At 57.1% G+C, this 16,103-nt stretch carries 15 protein-coding genes; 3 read left to right on the forward strand and 12 right to left on the reverse strand.

All coding sequences use genetic code 11. From position 1 onward, the window contains the following. Positions 1 to 75: 75 nt before the first annotated feature. From HPT27_RS19510 to HPT27_RS14585, 11 genes are all read right to left on the reverse strand, one after another. Positions 76 to 1,785, reverse strand: coding sequence for a flagellinolysin (locus HPT27_RS19510; RefSeq protein ID WP_172244701.1), 1,710 nt, complete (start codon positions 1,783 to 1,785; stop codon positions 76 to 78). A 254-nt stretch (positions 1,786 to 2,039) separates the two neighbouring features. After that, positions 2,040 to 2,810 carry a hypothetical protein gene (locus HPT27_RS14540; protein ID WP_172244703.1) on the reverse strand — a complete coding sequence of 257 codons (771 nt, stop codon included), beginning with the start codon at positions 2,808 to 2,810 and terminating at the stop codon, positions 2,040 to 2,042. A 193-nt stretch (positions 2,811 to 3,003) separates the two neighbouring features. Further along, positions 3,004 to 3,846, reverse strand: a complete 843-nt coding sequence (locus HPT27_RS14545) for a hypothetical protein (RefSeq protein ID WP_172244704.1) — start codon at positions 3,844 to 3,846, stop codon at positions 3,004 to 3,006. Next, positions 3,843 to 4,898, reverse strand: a complete 1,056-nt coding sequence (locus HPT27_RS14550) for a sialidase/neuraminidase family protein (protein WP_172244705.1) — start codon at positions 4,896 to 4,898, stop codon at positions 3,843 to 3,845. Before HPT27_RS14550 ends, HPT27_RS14545 begins: the two co-directional genes overlap by 4 nt. Before the next feature lie 310 nt (positions 4,899 to 5,208). Then, the gene (locus HPT27_RS14555) at positions 5,209 to 5,478 is read right to left on the reverse strand and encodes a hypothetical protein (RefSeq protein WP_172244706.1); all 270 of its coding nucleotides are present in this window, start codon (positions 5,476 to 5,478) and stop codon (positions 5,209 to 5,211) included. A 124-nt stretch (positions 5,479 to 5,602) separates the two neighbouring features. Further along, on the reverse strand, positions 5,603 to 5,812 hold the full coding sequence (locus tag HPT27_RS14560) for a DUF7661 family protein (RefSeq protein ID WP_172244707.1): 210 nt from the start codon (positions 5,810 to 5,812) through the stop codon (positions 5,603 to 5,605). Between the two features lie 27 nt (positions 5,813 to 5,839). Then, a complete protein-coding gene (locus HPT27_RS14565) occupies positions 5,840 to 6,346 on the reverse strand; it encodes a GFA family protein (protein WP_172244708.1) in 507 nt (168 codons plus the stop codon). Positions 6,347 to 6,352: 6 nt separating this feature from the next. After that, positions 6,353 to 6,742, reverse strand: a complete 390-nt coding sequence (locus tag HPT27_RS14570; RefSeq protein WP_172244709.1) for a hypothetical protein — start codon at positions 6,740 to 6,742, stop codon at positions 6,353 to 6,355. A 59-nt stretch (positions 6,743 to 6,801) separates the two neighbouring features. Continuing rightward, positions 6,802 to 8,418 (reverse strand): M28 family metallopeptidase, encoded by a 1,617-nt coding sequence (locus HPT27_RS14575; RefSeq protein WP_172245407.1) that lies wholly within the window; start codon positions 8,416 to 8,418, stop codon positions 6,802 to 6,804. Positions 8,419 to 8,778: 360 nt separating this feature from the next. After that, positions 8,779 to 9,579 carry a hypothetical protein gene (locus tag HPT27_RS14580; RefSeq protein ID WP_172244710.1) on the reverse strand — a complete coding sequence of 267 codons (801 nt, stop codon included), beginning with the start codon at positions 9,577 to 9,579 and terminating at the stop codon, positions 8,779 to 8,781. Positions 9,580 to 9,620: 41 nt separating this feature from the next. Beyond that, complete coding sequence (locus HPT27_RS14585; protein WP_172244711.1) at positions 9,621 to 10,475, reverse strand: HDOD domain-containing protein; 855 nt, start codon at positions 10,473 to 10,475, stop codon at positions 9,621 to 9,623. A 159-nt stretch (positions 10,476 to 10,634) separates the two neighbouring features. On the opposite strand from HPT27_RS14585, the gene HPT27_RS14590 reads away from it, so the two are divergent. From HPT27_RS14590 to HPT27_RS14600, 3 genes are all read left to right on the forward strand, one after another. After that, on the forward strand, positions 10,635 to 11,855 hold the full coding sequence (locus HPT27_RS14590; protein ID WP_172244713.1) for a tyrosine-type recombinase/integrase: 1,221 nt from the start codon (positions 10,635 to 10,637) through the stop codon (positions 11,853 to 11,855). A 212-nt stretch (positions 11,856 to 12,067) separates the two neighbouring features. Next, positions 12,068 to 13,381, forward strand: a complete 1,314-nt coding sequence (locus HPT27_RS14595) for a site-specific integrase (protein WP_172244715.1) — start codon at positions 12,068 to 12,070, stop codon at positions 13,379 to 13,381. Beyond that, on the forward strand, positions 13,378 to 15,390 hold the full coding sequence (locus HPT27_RS14600) for a hypothetical protein (RefSeq protein ID WP_172244717.1): 2,013 nt from the start codon (positions 13,378 to 13,380) through the stop codon (positions 15,388 to 15,390). Before HPT27_RS14595 ends, HPT27_RS14600 begins: the two co-directional genes overlap by 4 nt. Positions 15,391 to 15,843: 453 nt before the next feature. Here the strand turns inward: HPT27_RS14600 and HPT27_RS19720 are convergent, their stop codons facing one another. After that, complete coding sequence (locus HPT27_RS19720) at positions 15,844 to 16,089, reverse strand: hypothetical protein (RefSeq protein ID WP_211197977.1); 246 nt, start codon at positions 16,087 to 16,089, stop codon at positions 15,844 to 15,846. Positions 16,090 to 16,103: the final 14 nt, after the last annotated feature.

Genomic DNA, 16,103 nt, shown 5'->3' on the forward strand with positions numbered 1-16,103 from the left:
TATGACGAGCCTTAATTCGTAAGGCGTGCAGCTTAACTCAAACCAAGTGCATGAAGGTACTGTTGCGCCATAGTTCTAGGCGCCGAGCAACTGCAGTACACCGTTGGAACTGAGATTGGCTTGTTGCGCGATGGCAAGACCAAATTGTTGCAGGATTTGGCTGCGGGCCAGCTCGGCGGTTTCAACGGCGAAATCGGCATCGCGAATACGGCTGCGGCTGGTTTCGGCGTTTTCGCGGGTGTTGCCGAGATTGGCGATGGTCGATTGCAGCCGATTCATCACCGCGCCCATTTTGGCGCGCTGGGAATCGACTTGGGTCAGCGCGTCATCAAGGAACATCACGGCGAATTGCGGCGCGTTGATCAGATCCAGATCGGTCAGACCCAGACTGGTGGTCGAGACGCCACCAAAACCCGCATCGATGGTTTCAAAGCGGTTGGCACCAACCTGAAAACTGACAATCTCGCCGCCGAGGCTGTCGGAACCCAAGGTCGGGAACACGACATTGAAACCGTCCATCGGCTGATCGCTGACGCCGTTGCCATCACCCACGTTCGGGAACACGCTCTTGGCGGTGTAGACCGCACCACCATCAACATCGAGACCACCAATCGCGCCGGTATCCTCGTTGGCAAAATTGAACGTGCCAATAAATGCAGCGCCGTTGGCGGTAAAGTCGGCTTCAAATGCAGCAAGGTTGGCATAGGCACCGCTGCTGGCGTTCGCCAGTGCCGTGCTCAGATTGCTGCCAGGGTTGGCGTTCATGTACACCATCAGATCTTTGATACCGTTGCCGCCAGCAGCCTGAATCTGTTCGTGCAAATAGCGCACAGCGGAATAGCCGGCAGAATAACCGGCACTTGCCGAGACATCATCAGCGGCAAAAGCGGCCATGACTGCCGCCGTATTGGTGCCGTTGGCGGTATCGCCGGCCACGCGTTCGTCAGCGCCGTGAATGAATTCGGCAGTGCCTTCGATGAACCAGTTTGGCAACGCGCCCGGCGTGAAATTGGTCGCTCGGCCCATGATGGCGTGCACCATTTCATGGCCGATGATGCGGTCATTGAAGAACGGTGAGCTGCCGCCGTCGGGCAGGTTTGGCGGCACGAAATCGGCCATGTCGACATTCAATTCCATGCCGGTGGTATGACCGTTGCCGTCGAGTCCGGTGTAACTCACCGAGGCCAATACCCCACCGGCACCATCTGAACTGGGATCATTCAAATCCACAGTAATGGTCGCGCCATCGCCAACAATGCCGTAGTAATCGCGGACCCGATTTTCGGCTTCCGGCAACCAGACCGCTTTCAGGCCCATCACCACCACGCGCTGGGCAAATGTCGCTGAAGATGATGCTCCAGCCGGACTGAACAGCGATTTGCCACCAAAGCGGGTGGTGTCATTGATACGGTTAATTTCTTGTTGCAGCGCGGTGACTTCTTTTTGCAGCGCTTCACGCTCCTGCGGACCGTTGCTGCCGTTGGCTGACTGCACGGCCAGATCGCGCATGCGCAGGATGGCGTTGGTGACTTCCTGCAACGAACCTTCGGCAGTTTGCAGCATCGACAGGCCATCGTTGGCATTGCGCATGGCCTGTGCCAGCCCGCCGACCTGGGCACTCAAGCGATTGCTGATTTGCAATCCGGCAGCGTCGTCCTTGGCGCTGTTGATTTTGTAGCCCGAGGACAGGCGCTGGAAGCGCAAGCCCAGAGACTGACTGGATTGATAGAGTTGCCGCTGCGCGTTAAGCGCCGCGACATTCGTGTTGAGTTGCACCGAGTGCATCCCCTCAAGCTGGCGTCCAACGCCAACGCACGACCCCTGCCCCCTTGGCAGGGAGTCACGCAGAAGAAGTCGGCCCGGCCGGCGGAAACTTTAGGGGAAGAGAGGAAAATCGGGCCAAAGCGGCAGGAATCGGCCCGGATCCAGCAGGAATTCCATGCTGCAGCGCCGCATTTCAGTTGATACCGGAACCGGACTGACCCAAACCGGCTCGGCTTCAGCTCACCAATGCGACCGGCACCAGCGAGCTGCAGTGCTCAATTACGCTGGCAATAGAACACACTGAGGTAATTCGGGGTCGGGTACTGAATCTCGGCCAGCGCGACATCGATGCCGAGAGACTTCTTCAAATCGGCCTGCAGCGCCTCTGCGGCCTGGCGCTCGTCCGGGTTGTAGCGAATCAGGTTTTGCTCGATGTGATAGCCCGGCCGGGCATTGATCTCGTCCGGCAACGCCCGCACCCGCCAGCTGGCGGCACTGTTGCTTTCACGCAGCCTCAGCGTCGACTCGGCCTTGGCTTTGCCGGTTCCTGAATTATCGGCGCAATAGAATGCATCAACCCGAATCGCTCCGTAGGGCTTGTCCGGATTCGCCACTTTTGCACTCGACAGGGAAACCGCAGGAGCGAGTTCCTCTTCCTTGAAAAATGTCGCCGACGCTTCGGCTTTTTGTTTGACGGTCGGGTCACCGGCAGCCACTGCGATGGCCTGCAGCAGTTTCCAGCGAAACGGGTCTTCGGCCAGCGAATCCACCAGCACCCGCATTGCCTCTTCTTCACGGGCGTTGTGCTCCTTGGCACTCAGCACCGCCTTGACCTCCTGATACAACTGCAAACTCAAGGCTCGCGAAGACTCCAGCCGTTTCATTTCGGCATCGGACAGTTTGAGCGCATTGTCCAGACGCACCGTTTCGGCTTGCAGCGCTTTCAACTGCGCATCGAGCGGCAAGGCATACCACGCCGCGGTAGTGGCGATTGCCAGTGAAATCAACGTCAAGATTTTGCTGAATTGATCCATCCAGGCCGACATGTCGGGTCCCTCCCTTGCGCCAATTAAAGAAGCTGAGCGCCCACAGCAGACTGACAACGTGATGACGTCTGGTGATGCCATGACGTAACCACCAAGACCGGACGCACCGGCACTGACACCGGTCAGTGTCATAATGGCCACCCAGCGATGAGCAGCGGTTCTGCAGAAACACGCCTGCCGGAGGCGGCCATCATCACAGCCTTGGCGGTAGAAAAAGCTTGGCGTCCGTCTCGCGATATTGATGCAATCGATTGCCGACCCCGCGGAAACCAAGCAAAGCGCGGCTATCCAGTCGGGTATGCATGAATCGTACGCCAATGGCCTGCGTTTGCGAATGCAGTTTCAGTCGTCCGCTGCTGCCGTATATCCTGCCTGCCCCATGCTGGGGCCACTCGCTGTACTCGCCATTGTTTGCCACCGGTAAGGCTGGTTCTGCAGACGTGATATCCAAAAACAACTGTTCGTCAGATTGCGGCTCGACTTGCCATTGAATCCGGATGGACTGATCCGGATCACGAACCAAGCCCGGCTGAAGATCCGGCAGGGCCAGCACATCATCGGTCGCACGATGCCCCAAGACATCGTCGCGCCACTCCAGGTGATATTGCGGTGCCGTCGCCAAGGTCGCGCAATAATGTCGGGGCGCAAAAAAGTGCTCGCCGGGCCCGCGATTGAAATTGGCCTTCAGCACGTTGCCATTGACCGACAACTGCTGCTGCGGCGTCAATGTCCACCACGTCTGGATATATTCACCGATCCAGTCGCCTCGTTTGGCGCTGCGCTGAAACGCCGCGCAGATCTCGACCGTTTTGCCATCCGATAACTGAACCATATCAAGTTGCAGATAGCTATGTTGCCGCAGGTCAACTCCTTTGGCACTGAAGCGCTTGCCATCGTCGCTGCACGCAGTCAGACAAAGAACACCAAGCGATAGCAAAAACCATTGGTGGCACCGATAAAGTGTTGTAGTCAAACTTGTTCCCTGTTCGATTGAGTTGGGTTGCGTTGCGTTAAATTGACTTGTCGTCAATGTCACAGCTTGGCCAGCGGTATCGCCAACGAGCGTACCTGCGGCATTTTCGCTTCGCTGGTATCGGTCCAGGCAGCAATGATGTTGTCGCCTTGAATGACCAGCCGAGGAAAGCCGCTGCTGCGTCCGAGTCCGGTATGCACCAAGGTGTGTACCGGGCCGGCACGCAATTGCTGTTGTTCCAAATCAATTCGGCGCAGCCGCAATGCGGCCTGCTCACCGTCCCGCTCCAGCCAACTGACAACCGCTTGATGGGCCGAAACCATGACCAACGCCACACGGCCCAACGGGCGCCCGGTATCGACCCGCAACGGCGCACCAAACGCGCCATCTGCACCGGCAAAGGCGACCTGAACCCTCGGAATATTCTGGCCACCGGTATACCAGGCAACAGCCAGCTGCTGGGCAAAGCTGGCCAACGCGGGGCCGTTGACCGGGCAACCGGGGATTTCCCAATTGTCGGCATGGACGATTTGCGGTGCGCTCCAGCTACCGCGCTGCCAGCGCAGTGTGGCGATATCGCGAATCTCGTTGGCGGCATGATCGCGATAACCGACGACGATACCGTCCGGCAGCGTCGTCGCCGTCGTTTGACAGCAAGTGCAGGTATCGCTGTCGATGACCTGCTCGGTCAGTTTTTTGCCTTCACGATCAAAGCTCGCATGACGCAACTGCATCGTTTCTGCATCACCGCGAGCCTCGCGACCATCCAGCCACACGACCGACAGCGTGTTGTCACGTTGCGGCAGCAAGGTGACAAAGCCATGCTCGGTTGGCGTGCCGTCATCATGCGGTGAGAACGGTGCCGACCAATGCCGACCGTGGTCCGGAGAAAAGACCAGACGGATATCATAGGCGTAGCTGTCGGGCGCCGATTTCTGCAGCCAGTGCGCCACCAGCGTGCCGTCGCTCAAGGCTACCAGCGACGGAAAATCGGCCCAATTGATAAACCAGTTGTCACCGCTTGAAATCTTTGTCGGCGCTGACCATTGTTTGCCCTGCAAACTGGCAAACCACAATGACGCTGGCGCACCGTCGACTTTTTCCAGCCAGCTCATCAGCACCTGCCCATTCGCGGCAAAAAGCTGGGGATATTGACTGCCGGCATTTGTCTGCAGCGGCAACGGTTCTGCTTTCAACAACCCAATAGTCGGTAATTCACTTGCTTTTGTTTCGTTTGCCGGCACGTCACCTGAAGGTCCGCCGGATGGCGCTTGTCCGGGTTCGACCGCGAATGCCGGCCAAGGAGTCAGGAACAATGCCAAGCAGATCGCGCGCCAACAAACCGACATTTCACCCTTCCTCTCTTTCAAACACACAAACACTCAATCACTCAACCATTCGCCACGGTAGCGCGAGGTCATGCCATCACGGTTGATAGTGCTGATCGGTACGCGGCAACTGCGGCGCTTGCTCATCCAGTGATTGCCGGTAGCGTATGCAGCCCTGAATGAACACCGGCCATTCCGGCACAGTCGGCTGCGGATCCGTTTGCTCCGGCAACAGGCCCCACAACGCCGGGTGGTGCCAGCACAGATCGTGACCGGTGCTGTCACGATGCTCACGGATACCCTGCCGCAGGCGTTTGACTTCTGCGATCAACTGTTCGCGCGACCAGCCATCAAGTTCATTATCCATACCGTTCACCACGCTTAACCCCCTCGACCAATCCGCGCTACGCGAGTCTGCTCGAACTGGCTCAAGCCTGTTCAAACCTGATCGAATTTGCTTTGCTCAGCTACGTTCAGTGCGCGTTATGCCATCACTTGAGCATACGAATCGTTTGCCCGGGCCCCGCCAGTTCATGAAAGACATCATCGAGGAAGCATGCCAATTCCGACTCCTCAATTCCAGCCGGGAAGTTCACTGCCGTTTCTTTCCTGCGCAGCCCCATGGCACTGCGATAGGCAACCCACTGGCCATGTTCCCAGCGCACATCCAGCTCAAAGCGACCGTAGATATCGAATCTCATGTCCGGCGGCGCCTTCTCATTCTGTGCTCAAGACGCCGACGCACCGGTATTGCGTGCCAGCAAGATAGCGCGGCGCGCCAGACTCGCTGCCGGCCAATAGCGATCACGGTCATAGTATTCCGGCACAGCGGGAATATTTGCCGGAAGCACCAGCCAGGGCTGTTTCGACGCGGTAAAAATATGAATGTCAGGTGGCAGATGATCCGGATCATCCAAGGTGCCGACTCGGACAAAACTGACCATCGGGCCGGCACCGGAGTAATGACTCCAAAGTGCCAACCGGCAATGCGGACAACGGGCAATCTTCTGGCCCCTGCCGCTTTCCGATGGTGTGTCGATGAGTTCCGGTTCCCCCGCCAGAAGCAGGACCCGATCGGCCTCGATCATCGCATTCAAGGCAAACGAGGCGCCACTTTCGCGTTGACACCAACGGCAGTGACAGCAGTGGACAAACAGCGGCGCTGTCTGCAACTGATAGCGAACGCGGCGGCAATCGCAGCCGCCCGGCAAGGGGTAATGTGTGCTGGCAGGCATCGGTCTTCACTCCCCCGCAGCGCTGTCGTCTTCGGCAAAATGGAAGCGATGCAACAACCGGTGCACCAGCGGACCAAAGATCAAACCGGCGGCAGCCAGAAACACCAGCCCGGCGAACAAGGCGTAGCAACCAGCAAAGAGCTTGCCGAGATCCGTTTTCAGTTCCGACACAGGTCCCATGCCACCCAGGATCATCGCCGCATTCAAAAATGCATCAATCCAGCGCATGCCTTCGATGAAATGGTAACCCAACATGCCAATCGACAAGGCGACGGCAATGACCAGCAGAGCAAATCCCAGATAACCGTAAAGTCGATGCCGAAAGCGTGCCGCTGACAGCGGCGCCTGTCGCTTGTGTTCAAAACTCAACTCAAACAAGTCCCTGCGCCTGGCCATTTGCACTCCGCGTGAGTTGACGGGCAGGCGCATGACGTCACGCGCCTGCCCGTCCGTTATCAATTTTTCAGCAGCTGCTCCCGGACTGCCTTGAATTCCGAACCCGGTTTGAAATCGACATTTTTCAAATCGCGGGCCAGATCACGGCCAACCAGATAGTACAGCTCGGCATCCTGACCAAATCCGGCGATATCCCAATCCGGTTTGATGTCGTCATCTTCCTTGTGATAATCGTGTGAGCCGTATTCTTTGCCTTTCTGCTCACCGTAACCTTCCGGCTTGCCGATCACGTCTTCGCCACCTTCCAAAAAGGCCGCCGGCACACCTTTCTTGACCAGATTGAAATGGTCGGAGCGGAAATAGCCACCACTTTCCGGCCGGCTATCCGGTGTGACATGGCGGCCCTGCAGTTCGGCGTTGTGTTCAATCAAGTCTTCGATGGTGGTTTGACCGTAACCGACCACCTGAATGTCCCGAGTCTTGCCCCACGGCTGCATCGAATCGATGTTCAGGTTGGCCACGGTTTTCTTCAGCGGATAAAGCGGATTGTCGGCATAGTATTTGGAACCGAGCAGACCTTTCTCTTCCGCTGTCACCGCGACAAACAATACGCTGCGCCTCAGCGCTTTTTTGTCGGCGGCGAAAGTGCGTGCCATTTCAATCAAGGCCGCCACACCGGAAGCATTGTCGACCGCGCCATTGAAAATATGGGTCTGGCCGCCCTCCTCGGTTTTACCGAGATGATCCCAGTGCGCGGTGTAAACCACATACTCATCTTTGTGATGTTTGTCCGCCCCTGGCACCAGCGCCACCACGTTTTTCGATTGCATTTCCCGCAGGCTGTTGCTGATGCTGGCGGTGAGCTTGGTCGCCAATGGCACCGGCTTGAAATCTTTCTTCAGTGCCGCCGCCTTCAGCGCATCGAAATCCTGACCACAGCCCTTCAGCAAGGCGCGGGCTTTGTCTTCGCGTATCCAGGAACGCATCGGCACATCACCGGCGTTGCCGTCGGTTGGCTTCAGGGTCATGTTTTCACCGACGCCGTTGTTGCGCACCACCTCGTAAGGGTACGAAGCCGGCCCGGTTTCGTGCACGATGATGGCGCCGGCAGCGCCTTTTGCAGCAGCGATTTCGTATTTGTAAGTCCAGCGACCGTAGTAGGTCATGGCCTTACCTTTGAACATGTTGCTGTCGAGCTTACTCGGGTCCGTCGGATCCGGAATCGCCGGATCATTCACCAGCATCACCAGCGTTTTGCCTTTGACGTCCAGCCCTTTGTAATCGTCCCAACCGTATTCCGGCGCAACCACGCCGTAACCAACGAAAACCAGATCCGAGGCTTTGATCTCGACTTGCGGCTTGACCTGCGTTGTCCAGGCAACGTATTCATCCGGCGCCGACAGTTTCAGTTCGCTGGCGCAACCTTCGAAGCTCCAGCTTGGCGTACTGCGGATGCCGACCAGCGGCACGTTCTGCACCCAACTGCCATCTGGATTTCCGGGCATGGCGCCGGCAGCCTTGAACTGCTCGCTCAAGTAAGCAACGGTTTTCTCCTCGCCGACGGTGCCGGGGCCGCGGCCCTCGAACGCATCGGAAGCCAGCACCTTGATATGGTCGAGAATGCGCTGCGAAGAAATCAGCTCTTTGCCAGCGTCGGCATGGCTGGCAGCCGCCATAGTCACGCTGGTACATGTCATGGCAAGTGCGAGGGCCGAGACGCGTCGCGCGTCGGCCGAAGAAAACCTGAACAGAGTCATCAGAAAACCTCTCCGGTTGGAACCGAATCAACAAGAAACCACGTGAACGATGGCCGGCGCACCGCACCTGATGGCGCCAGCCTAGCGGTCTTTATAACGGCTGGGCTCGGGCAGGACAACCGTAACCATGCCTGGAACCAAGACATGGAACCAATACCTGGACTAATGCCGGGTACCGATACCGAGTAACAATACCGAGCAAAAACGCCGAGCAGAAACCCCGAGCAAGACCACCAGGCAGCGATCGGATGCATTGCGACATACGCAACCGGAGAAGATTCAGCAGCGGATGGCGACCACTTCGTGCTCGGCGTGATGACCGTCCGGCAATTCACCTACCGGGGCCAAGGGCCAGCGCCAGCGGGCAAAGACCTGATCGCTCAAACCCAGCGCCTGCACCAGGGCGGTTTGTTCGACCAGTTGCTGCTGGCGATTCCAGGTGCGCTGCCAGTCATCGGTCACCAGACACACCGGCACGGTCAGCGTCTGCAAGGCCGCGACATGAGCGCGCAGCAACCGCCAAGCAAACGCATTCAGGTCAGTCAGCGCCAGTGTCGGAGAGTTTCGCTGCAGGTATTCGACCGGCTTGACCGGCAATTGCGACAGCAGATTGACCGAAGCAACAAAATCGATATCGCTCTTTTGCAACACTGGCGGCACGGCCAGCACGAGCGCGGCGAGTTCATCGGCGCTGACGCAGCCGCGACGCGCCGCCAGCCAGTCGGCAACGCCAGTCAGATCGGCTTGGATAGTCTGAACATTCGGGAAGGATTTGCTGCGTGCCAGCACGGCCGGCAGATGCACGATATCAACCAGCAAGACGCGTTCGAACTGCGCTGACAATTCTGCCAGCGGCACATCATGACAACTGCCGGAGCCGAGGACCACCGCGCAACGCCGCGACGGACACTGCGCCGCGACCTGCAAAATGGCCGCGCGAGTGTGCGCGAGATGGTCTTGCCAAGGCAAGCGCTGACGCTTGGCACGCGCATCGAGCGCAATGGCCTCGGCCAGATGACCGAGTCGGCGCGCTGGCGCCGTGCAGCGCGCACGTAACCACATCCAGGCTTCTGCCAACATGACTCAGGCGTCTTCCCATTGCGGGTTGTGATGATCTGCGGTCAATTCTGCAGCATCTGGAGGAACGACTGAATCTCCTTGCGCGATTGCGTCAGCCACGGCTCCAGTTTGCGGCGGTCGACATGCAGCCGCTGCGCCGGCGGAAAATTGTCGATTGCCGGCACTGTCGAATTGGGCACTTCCTGCCACTTGGCCAGTTCCAGTGCCAGCCGGATGACATCAACCGTCACCGGTGAGTCGGCATCACCTTCGTGCGCCAATCCGCGTGGCACCGCGATGACATCGTCCGGCATCTGCCAGTGCTGCAAAATGGCTTCGCCGAGCAGCGCCTGATCACTGGCCAGCAAGAGTTTCATCAAATCGATGCGGCCGGCCAATTCTCGTTGCTGGCCAAACAGCGACAAAATCGGCAAGGCGCCGATGTTGTGCATCATGCCCGCCAGCAAGGCGTGACTGTTTTCCAGCGCCAGTTTGCTGGCCAGCATCTGCGCGCAGGCAGCGGTCAAGGTGGCGCGCTGCCAGATCTTGCGCAGCTCATCGCGCAGCGGACCGGTTTGCCGCTCCTTGAACAATTTGGACAGACAATAGTTGTAGACAATGCCGCGCACGCTTTGCATGCCGATGCGCGTGATCGCGACTTCAAGATTGGCGGGCGGCTCCAAACCGATCCACGAGGCGCTGGCCGCTTGCATCAGCTTGGCCACCAGCACCGGTTCGGCGGACAACACTTGCGCCAATGCCCGCACCGAAATATTACGGTCGGCCACGGCTTCACGCAGACGCTGAGTGATTTCCGGCAGGCTCGGCAACTGCAGTCGCTGCAGCCGCAGATCCTGCTGCAGCCGGTCACTCCATTCCTGTTGTTCCTGCTGCAGGGTTAGCTTCGAAGTTCTCATTTGCTCACTAGTGCCTCCTTTTCGCATCAGTGTAGCTCTCATTTGCAACAAATGTGACATAAGGGCATTTCAGCAGAAAGAATGCAGGTTTTCCCAACTGTTCTAATATCGTTCACCGGTTGAGGGTGCTGTGCACTATTCGATCCCATGGATTGAACGATGTTTAAAGTCGAGACTGTCATAGCTCCGAGCGGCGAGCGCATGTTGCTCCTGGTGCATCCCGAAACCCAGCAACCACTATTGCTGCCTCTGCTCTATCTATCCCTACAACGCCGCTACGTTCGTTTTAAGACCTTGCGCCGAGACGCGCTGGCTTTGAAGCTATTTTACCGTTGGTGCTACGAAGTCAGTCATGACGTTATCGATCTCGAGTTGCTACTGGCTCAGGGCCAACTACCGGCACCACGTCAACTGGAAGCCTTTTCCCGATGGCTCCGGGTCAGGACTCGTTACGAGCTGACAAATGACGAAGCAGCTATCGTGCTGCTGTCTGCATCGGCCAAGCCACTGACACCGGAGACCCTGCAGAATTATCTCGGTGCCATACAAGCCTTCTTGCTGTGGTGTCTGCGTCGTTATCTGCCCCCTGTTCCACAACTGATTCACGCTGGCGCTATCTATGAGGCGCTCGACGAGCAACTTCAGTCACTCTTTAAGGGGATGCAGGTGCGCGGAAAAAGCCCTGTGCTAGTGACCGGCCTCGATGAAGATAGCGTAGTTGCGCTCTGTGCGTTAGTACGGCCCGATCATCCTCAAAATCCGTTTCGCCCGCAGTTGCGGCTGCGAAATGCATTGATCGTGGAACTGTTATTGGCAACCGGTCTTCGACGCGGCGAACTACTCAAGCTCAAGACCAATGATATTGGCCGAGACATTGAGGGTAGCTGTTTTGTCCGTGTCGCGATCCACCGCGATGACCCTACCGATCTCCGACGCAATGAGCCGGGTCAGAAAACAGGCCCCAGAGTTGTGGCCATTCCACCAGTCCTGTACGACAGTCTCATTCAATACATTCAACACGAACGTCGACCCCGCCGTAAAGGGCGCCCAATCAAGCTGTCACAAACCTATCTGTTCTTATCCGAGCGCGGCCGGCCGCTCGCTGAAGGACAAGTCAATTACCTATTGCAGGTGTTGGGAAAGCAATTGGATTGCCATGTGCGTCCACATCAACTGCGTCACACCTTTTGCCACAACTTCCTTGCCTACTGCACTCAGGAAGCAGGCCTGACGCATGAGTCGGGTCAAGATCAGCTGCGAGTGCTGTGTGGCTGGTCGATGACATCGACGATGCCGCAACGCTACACGCAAAAATTCCTGCAAGAACAAGCCGACCACCACAATCTCGCGCGCCAGCGCATTGCCAAAGAAGCCCAGTAAAAAGGCGCAAAACCACTATGGCTACAGCACAACCCAATACTTTGCCGCCTTCTGCAACTCAGGAGTTTCGCTATTGCTTTGACAATCCAGGGCACGTTGTCATTCGCACCTGTCACCCCGAGGAGTCGCGCATTATCGATACCCGAGGCACTGTCTGGCGACATGAGCATTACGGGTCCATTGACTGGAGGAGGCTACATATTCAGGGAGATATGAGAAACCTGATGCAACACTATGTCATTCATCGGCTCACCATATCTGCGCCAAGAACAGGAGTGATGGCGGGCCGCTTTCTGCTGCAGTTTCAGGATGAGATTGCTCAGTGGCCAACCGCTGCCGAAGCTAACTTCATTGAGCTGGCAATACGAACAACCAAAACACAGCACATATTCCTACGTAACTTCTACCGGTTCGCATTGCGACAGCAAGCACCAGGATTCATCCGCCCCATGCTCCGCGTGCTGGAGACAATAAAGCATCTGCCTCCCCTGCAACTAGTCGATTCACGCGCTCGACACCGTTCGCTCAATCCTGCGGAAGAGCGGAAACTCATTGATAGCTTCAATACCACCCCATCTCTGGAATCAAATAGCTTGCGTAATGAGTGCCTGTTGCAAATCTGCTGGGAACTTGGACTACGCCCAACTCAGATCCGAGGATTGGAGGAGCGCCATCTCATATTCACCCAAACCCCGGCCGGGAGTTACTTCGCGGTTGACGCGCTGCGCGCGAAACAGCGGCATGTCAACCGAGCCTACAAACGGCGCGCAATCAGCAATGAACTTGGCGAAAAACTGTTGCTGCTAATTGTGCAGAACCGGCTGCTCTATGGTAGTGGCGGCTCAGAACTACCTCTGTTCCGCACCAGACTCAATGCTGCGGGAAGGAGACTGCCGAGCAAGAACTTCGCCAAGCGGATGGCCCACGACACGTTGGCAGTCGCAATAGCGACAACGCTATGTCAACGAGTTGGCAAAGGACGCACCGCCAATACCCTGAGACATCACATGGCGCAGAAGCTCGCCGATCTAGGCGCACCAGCCGAGGTCATTGCAGAGCTTTTGGATCACTCCAGTCTGAGTAGCGTGTTGGTCTATGTTCGGGCCCGCTCCGACATCGCAAGTATCAAGACTCGCGCGTTGGGGTTAAATCCAGAATACGGTGAATTACTGGGGTGGCTAAGTGGCAGATCACCTATTCCCCGCACATCAACGGCACCAGCCGCCGAAGTGATCCAAGGTGTAGTCGCCAACCGCTATATTGGCAACATCGGTCTGTGCGCACTTCCCGCACCAAACCGATGCCCCAAAAACCCCGTTTACGCCTGCTACGGTTGCCAGGATTTCACGCCGTTTGTCGATGGCGATCACGCTGCGGTGGCGACCGCTATGGCAGCCGAGCACCTCCAGCTACTGGCGGGTTCAGGTAATACGGTCAATCCGATCGCGGTACAAAACGAGCACCCCATTGCAGTGGCACGCGCAGTGCAAACGCTTTGCGACACGCTCCGAAAGGCCGCGCGATGAACCTCGGACTAGATGCACTTATCGCCCGCGGAAAGGCATTGTTTGATGCATTGCCGCTAAAGGCGGACTGGCATGATGATGCCTGGGAAGTCACCCATTGGCTGCAGTTCCGGCGAATAGGCGCCCAGCACGTCTGGTGGCATTTTTCTGGTTCACCAGCCTCCAGCCGACGGCAGCAGCCACCATTGCCACAGACATTTCAGGACACGGCCAAAGCACTGGTGCTGCTCCACTGGCATCAGAACCGGTCCGGAGCAACGCCGCTGGAAAACTACCTGGGTGTCATACGGACGGTATTCACAGTGATGGTGACACGCGGCAGTGACAGCCCTGCGCAGCTAATACCTGCCGATCTCCTCGAAGCGCTGGCCGTCCGGGAGCGTCGACACCCGGCTGCTTCGACATTACGAAATTTCGACTTCTTATTGCGTCGTCTAGCGCTCTCATTCGACGACCATGGCATCACACCGATACCGCTACAGTACTCTGGCAGCACTAGGCGATATAGCGCCGCCGAGCCCATCTCCGAGAACTGGCCGGATATGCGCCGACAAGCCAGCAAATTGCCAGACGAGGCTGCGCTGCGGGCGTTGGCCCAATGCTCCGCGTCGCCATTAGATGACAACGAACGAATTCTCCTGCGCATTCTCGATTTGCAGCTTGTCCTCGGCACACGAATCGGCGAGACACTTGCACTGCCTGTCGATTGCTGGGTCCAGGAGAAAACACCCGCAGGACAGCGCTGCGGCATCCGGTACTTTCCGGAGAAAGGGTTCGAATTGGCGATTAACTGGCTAGCCGAACAAGACGTGCCCATCGCGCGCCGTGCCGTTTCGGAACTGACCAAACTGTGCGCACCGGCACGCGCAATCGCGGCTTGGCAAGAGCGTCATCCAGACAGGCTATGGCCATTTGTGTCACATGCGGCCGTGTCATTAGAAGAGTTGCAACCATATATAGCGTGCCCATCGCATAAAAGTCTCAGGGCATTCCTATCCAATCGCCAAATTCCAGTTTACGGCAGACGTGAAAATGGCGCGCCATTGAGTGAGATTCGCTATCGCGCCGGAGACATCGAGAAAAGCATTGGCCCTCAACAATATCGATTGACCATCCTGCAAGACAAGCGAGGAAAATGCCAACTCCGTCTAAGTCAATCTCTTTGCGTTAAATTCGAAGGGCAATTTGCCCCGACGCATACAACGGTCTTGCGACTGCTTCCCAAGCTCGTGAATGTCAACGACATCGACCGAGCCCTCGGTAATGTCAAGGGAGGATCCATCTACGACCGACGTGGTCTGCATCTCGTTGATGAAAATGGCCAGCGCCAACCAATGCGCATCTTTACCCATTCACTCAGACATTACCGCAATATGCTGTACGACAAAGGTGGCATGACTCACCTGCAGCAAACCTTGGCTATGGGGCGGAAAAGCGCAGAGCAAACTGCCGTTTACCAACACCCCACGCCGGCTGAATCCACACAGTGGTTACGTCAACTTCAGCAGCTACAGTACCGTGAGAAAATCCCATTGGTGCAACAAGCAATACGAAACGGGAAGCTGCAGGGACCGCTCACCACAGCCTATCAAGGCCTGCTTCACCACTCTCCAGTAGAGGCCGAAACGTTTTTGCAGACATTTGCAGGCGGTGTCCACCTGACACCTTGGGGTGTTTGCACCCATGACTTCGCATTGTCCCCTTGCCGACACTATCTGCAATGCTTTGACGGCTGCCAGCACTATCATCGCACCATGAGCGAGGAGGAAACCGCACGGCTGCAAACGCTGCGCGACAATATGGCGGCCGCACTAGTAGTAATGCAACAACAAGCCGATGGAGAAGCTGCCGCAGACCGCTGGATCAGTATGCTTGAGCAAAAACTTCGAAACCTGGGTCGCATCCTAGCGATGCCGAAACCGAGACCCGATACCACACATGCCATACCCGTCTTTGTAACGGGCGGCGGAACTGTTTCACCAGCTGACTACAAGGACGCGTCGAAATGAGGTTCAAATGTCTATCCAGATCAGGACCTCGGCCACTTCGAGGCGGAAAGCTTGATGCCGCATTGGCAACCTTATTGCGAGAACTTACCGATAGTGACGCTCCGTCCAGTGCGTTCACGATTTCAGCGCTCACCCGTAAGCTTGGCCTAGGCAGTCGCAATGCACTGTCGACACCAACCCGACAGGCGTTGATTGCGGCGGCACTACCAACCGCGCTAACCGGAAAGGACACACGGTCTTCACAAGACATCAATGCACGTTGCTTGACTCTACAACAGCGTCTCCTCGATCAGGAGCACGCAGTGGAAACCCTCCAACTGCAGCTGATCCATGTGGCTATCAATGCTCACCGACTGGGTTTTCAACCGGAGAAACTGCTTGCGGCGTTACAGCGACAGCCCGTGCCCAATGCAGATGCTCTGTATCGAGCTGCATGTGACTACCTCACAACAACTAAGCTGCTCCAAGCATTGGAGCCAAACCCGCGCTGAGCGCTATGCCGCGTTTCTGCCTACCTTTCCGAAAATAATGTTGTGCCGCCCGCTCCGCTTGTTCTAGCAGATAGACGTTGCCTCCTTCCAGCCGCGGCAGCAGTTCATCCGGCGGCAAGTCAATTAGCTCGACCTCGTTGGCTTCGTCGAATGCTCGGTCCCTTGCGCGCAAATGACGGTAATTGAACGGACAACGTCGTTGACGCACTCCAAGTGCTGGAC

Origin of the sequence: Permianibacter fluminis (assembly GCF_013179735.1) — a bacterium.
Taxonomy (GTDB): Bacteria; Pseudomonadota; Gammaproteobacteria; order Enterobacterales; family Permianibacteraceae; genus Permianibacter; species Permianibacter fluminis.